Consider the following 4,142-nt stretch of genomic DNA (forward strand, 5'->3'; position numbering starts at 1 on the left):
TTTTAATTCTGAGTGGTGAAGTACATCCAAACAGCCAAAATAGACCAACTTGGTTCCAATTAATCTATGATTTATGCAAACTAGCTCTATCTTTAGGATTTTTACCTCATACTAATGTTGGGCCACTTAGTAGAGCAGAAATGAAGGAGTTAAAACAAGTTAATGTGTCAATGGGACTAATGTTGGAGCAGATGACACCTAAATTACTACAAACAGTTCATAAAAATGCTCCTAGTAAAATACCACATTTACGCTTACAACAATTAGAATTAGCTGGCGAACTAAGAATTCCATTTACTACTGGTTTATTATTAGGAGTTGGAGAGACTGTAACTGACTGGAAAGAAACATTAATAGCGATCGCTAATGTTCATAAAAAATGGGGTCATATTCAAGAAGTTATTTTACAACCCTACAGTCCTGGTGAGCGACAAATATGGAATAGTGAAGCTTTCGACATCAATTTGTTGCCAGATATTGTAGCGATCGCTCGTAAAATTTTGCCCTCAACCATTGCGTTACAAATTCCTCCTAATTTAGTTACAAAACCGGAAATATTATTAGCTTGTGTAGAAACTGGTGCGAGTGACTTAGGAGGAATTGGACTCCACGATGAAGTCAACCCTGATTATCCTCATCCCCATTATCAAGGTTTAGCAAAAGTGTTGCAATCGCGAAGATGGCAACTAATCAAAAGATTACCTGTTTATTCTCAATATGATGCTTGGTTGCCAACAAATTTAGGTAATGTTGTGAGTAAATGGCGTATGAGATTGTTAATAGACCTCTCCGGAAAAGAGGAAGTAGGGAGTAGGTAGGGACGTTGCATGCAACGTCCCTACAGAGTAGGGGGAAAGAATTGATGATTTTTGCGCGATAATTGATCGGTTAAACATCAGGACTTACGCACTGAAATATAGATATAGGGTTTTGCTCAGTTACGCTACCGCTTTTTCCTATGGTCATGCTCCGCAAACATGTCGCGGAGCGTTAACGGAGTTATGCGACAGCAAAACACACCCCACCAATAGTGTTCATGCGTAAGTCCTAAAATGTGAGGATTTTTAGCAGATAAGGGCAGAAAAATTGAGTGACAGAGGAAATTGAAGTTTTTTTCAGACTTTTATAGCGGTTTTCACTCATGTTGACTACAAAACTTCTGCCCTCAGCATAAGTGCCTCTCTTAGTGCGCATTCCCTCACAGGAGTCAGCATTCCGCAAGCGAGCTGTCCTCGTCGCGGGGTCAGACCACTTGCGTCTGCTGCCGACGCGGGGTCGCACCGCTTCTGCCTTTAAGCAAAAATTTCTGTATTCTATGAAACATGAAAACTGCTATAAGTCTTTCTACCTCTTCCCTCTTGCTTCTTCCCTCTTGCTTCTTCTTGACAATACTGATGCTACCGGACTTGATATTAAATCTTATTCTTGAGACTTAAATGTTACTCGAAAAAGATTTACGCAAAAGTAACTTTCGAGGTTGCCCAAATAGTAGGGAACCGAAAGTCCACTCAACTTCTTGTAATTGATAACCAGCTTTATCGTAAAGTCTTCGAGCAGTATAATTATTTTCTAATACATGAAGGTATAACTCACAAAAACCCCATCCTAATACCTTATGCTCACAATAACTTAACAATTTTTGAGCAACTCCTAATTTTCTATAGTTAGCATCAACAGCTAAATTTGATAAATAAGCATACTCAAAATTATCTAAATTATCTAATTGCCAAGAGTTGAATAAGAGGACATCCATCCCACCTCGCGAACGCACATCAATTTCCACAGTTCCTACCAAATCTTGTTTTCTAGTATTAGATACATCCCTGGTAGACTCAGTATTTTCGACAACCATAGCAACAAGACATAAATAATGCTCAGTTTTTGAACGAATGCGATTGCGTAAATCTTCGTAAATACCTAGTCGTAAAAAAGGACGAACATAACCCATAATTCCTTGACAGGAGTAAAAACTATTAGTCAAAACTTCGGTAATACTGTTGATATCTTTTGGTTGAGCAATCCGGATGAAAAAACTAAATTCATTAGACAATTTTTTTTTTGCTTGAGGTTCTAGAAACTTTGATAAACAAAATAGAGGGTTCACAATAAATTTACTAACTATATCTAAATTCTATATAAAAGGCTAGAATATCTGTAGTAGCCATCTTGAGGTTGTGTAAAAATCTGAAAAAAGGCAACTGCTTAATTAGGCAATAGGATTAAAAGTTTAAAGCTAATATATTTTAGAATTTTTGACAAATCTTGTCATTTTTGTAGGCAAAGTGATTTTAGATTAAAAAATGATATTGAGCAGCCTACTACAGCTTTTAGTATATATACTAATCAGGGCACTAGTTGATAGGTTGAAAGGCCACTAACAATTTAGTATGTATAACAAGAAGCAAAAGTCCAAATAATTAAAATTTTCTTAAATTCAGAAAACTTTCTATTGTAGGTAAAAATTGTTTTGATCCTGAATCAAAATCACTAATTATAACATTTTAAGCAACTGTATATTATTGAATATCAACTATAGCAGTGCGTGCTGGTATATTTACAAATTACAGGAACTACCCAATAGCTACAAGTCTGATATTATCAGCTTTTTATTTCCCTTATTACCTGTTGCCTGTTGCCTGTTGCCTGCGCATTTGCGCCAGCATTCCGTAGGAAAGCGCTATACAAGATCAAGATTATTCACTTAATTAAATTTAATTAACTTGATAATGAATAAATTATTGATAATAATCACTGTGATTGAAGCACCTTTTTTCAGTGAAGCAAGTACCAAAGTTGGTGATTTGCTTTTTGGTTGATTATTACAGATGTAAATGGACATCTAGCATTCGGTTGTCCAGCACAATAGAGTCCCATCTATAACTGTAACTTGCTAAATCATAATTTATCATTACTGACTTGAAAGCACGGAGAGCGGTGCATGAGTTCTAGAAAAAAACTTAAACCGAAAATTTTGGTTGTCGATGACGAATTAGACAATCTAGACCTTCTTTACCGTACTTTCCACAGAGAATACAAGGTGTTGGGATCCCAAAGTGGACTGGAAGCTCTAAAAATTCTAGAAACATCTGAGGAAGTAGCTGTAATTATTTCAGACCAGCGAATGCCCAAAATGAGTGGTACAGAATTCTTGAGTTTAACTGCCAACCAATACCCTAATACTATTCGAATTGTTTTAACTGGATTCACTGATATAGAGAAATTCCTGATAACGATCGATCATCAACTGCAATAGAATTACCTCAGTCATTTGCTCCCATTCGTAGTAATCCTGTTTTAATGGAATTGCTAAAAACAAAAAAAACAATAGCAATTTGCGATCTGAAGATCAATCCGGAATTTAACGAATATTAACTACCCTTACGCTCTAATACTCGCGCTTTGATGGTAGTACCCCTAACTGTCAATGGTAAAATTATTGGTAGTATTTCTCTACGTCACAATGACGACAGACACCAATGGCAAGCTTCTGAAATTGAACTAGCGGAAGCAGTAGCTTCCCAAGCAGCGATCGCCGTGCAACAATCCAGTCTATACCAAACAACCAGACAACAAGTTGAACGACTAATAGAAGCATACCGCCTCAAAAAGAATTTTTCCAAAATATCTCCCATGAATTTCGTACACCTTTAACTTTAACGATCGGTTTGTGAGAAGAAGCAGTTAATTCCAGCAGAGATTTACCTCTAGATCGAGGTGCGATTGCACTGCGTAATTCTCGTCGTCTCTTGAGATTAGTTAATCAATTATTAGATTTGCAAAGACTTGATGCTGGAAGAATGCAGCCTTCTTTTCAACCCTGTAATATCAAACTCAAAAGTATTGCTACATCTTTTTGAGAGTAGGGAGTAGGGACCCACCCCTAACCCCGACCGTGGAGGGGAAAAAGGAGTAGGGAGTAGGGTGAAAAGAGATAAGATATCTTGGCTTAATGCCGATAATCGTTATAAACATTACTAAACGATTATTATTACTTAATAACTGAAGTTCATCGGAAGTATAGCATTAATGCATGGGAATTGGTATAATCTCGTAGCTTTCTGTGACAATATTGTGGCTCACGGGGTGAAAAGCACCTCAAAACTATTGTGATATAAGGGTTTCAACTATTAAAACTCTGTATC

General features: G+C 36.8%; 3 protein-coding genes and 1 pseudogene. 3 read left to right on the forward strand and 1 reads right to left on the reverse strand.

Going from position 1 to position 4,142, the window contains the following annotated elements; all coding sequences use genetic code 11:
• The coding region (gene cofG, locus F6K13_RS21430) for a 7,8-didemethyl-8-hydroxy-5-deazariboflavin synthase subunit CofG (protein ID WP_287288325.1) at positions 1–818 on the forward strand (818 nt) is incomplete at its 5' end.
• Positions 819–1,432: 614 nt separating this feature from the next.
• Here the strand turns inward: cofG and F6K13_RS21435 are convergent.
• Complete coding sequence (locus tag F6K13_RS21435; RefSeq protein WP_240038813.1) at positions 1,433–2,050, reverse strand: GNAT family N-acetyltransferase; 618 nt, start codon at positions 2,048–2,050, stop codon at positions 1,433–1,435.
• 888 nt (positions 2,051–2,938) lie between these two features.
• On the opposite strand from F6K13_RS21435, the gene F6K13_RS35845 reads away from it, so the two are divergent.
• Together F6K13_RS35845 and F6K13_RS35850 are read left to right on the forward strand one after the other, a co-directional pair.
• A complete protein-coding gene (locus F6K13_RS35845) occupies positions 2,939–3,253 on the forward strand; it encodes a response regulator (RefSeq protein ID WP_205127257.1) in 315 nt (104 codons plus the stop codon).
• Positions 3,253–3,827 (forward strand): annotated as a pseudogene (locus tag F6K13_RS35850) (GAF domain-containing protein); the annotation flags it as partial. The gene F6K13_RS35845 and the pseudogene F6K13_RS35850, both read left to right, overlap by 1 nt.
• Positions 3,828–4,142: the final 315 nt, after the last annotated feature.

The organism is Okeania sp. SIO2B9, from assembly GCF_010672505.1.
Classification (GTDB): domain Bacteria; phylum Cyanobacteriota; class Cyanobacteriia; order Cyanobacteriales; family Microcoleaceae; genus Okeania; species Okeania hirsuta.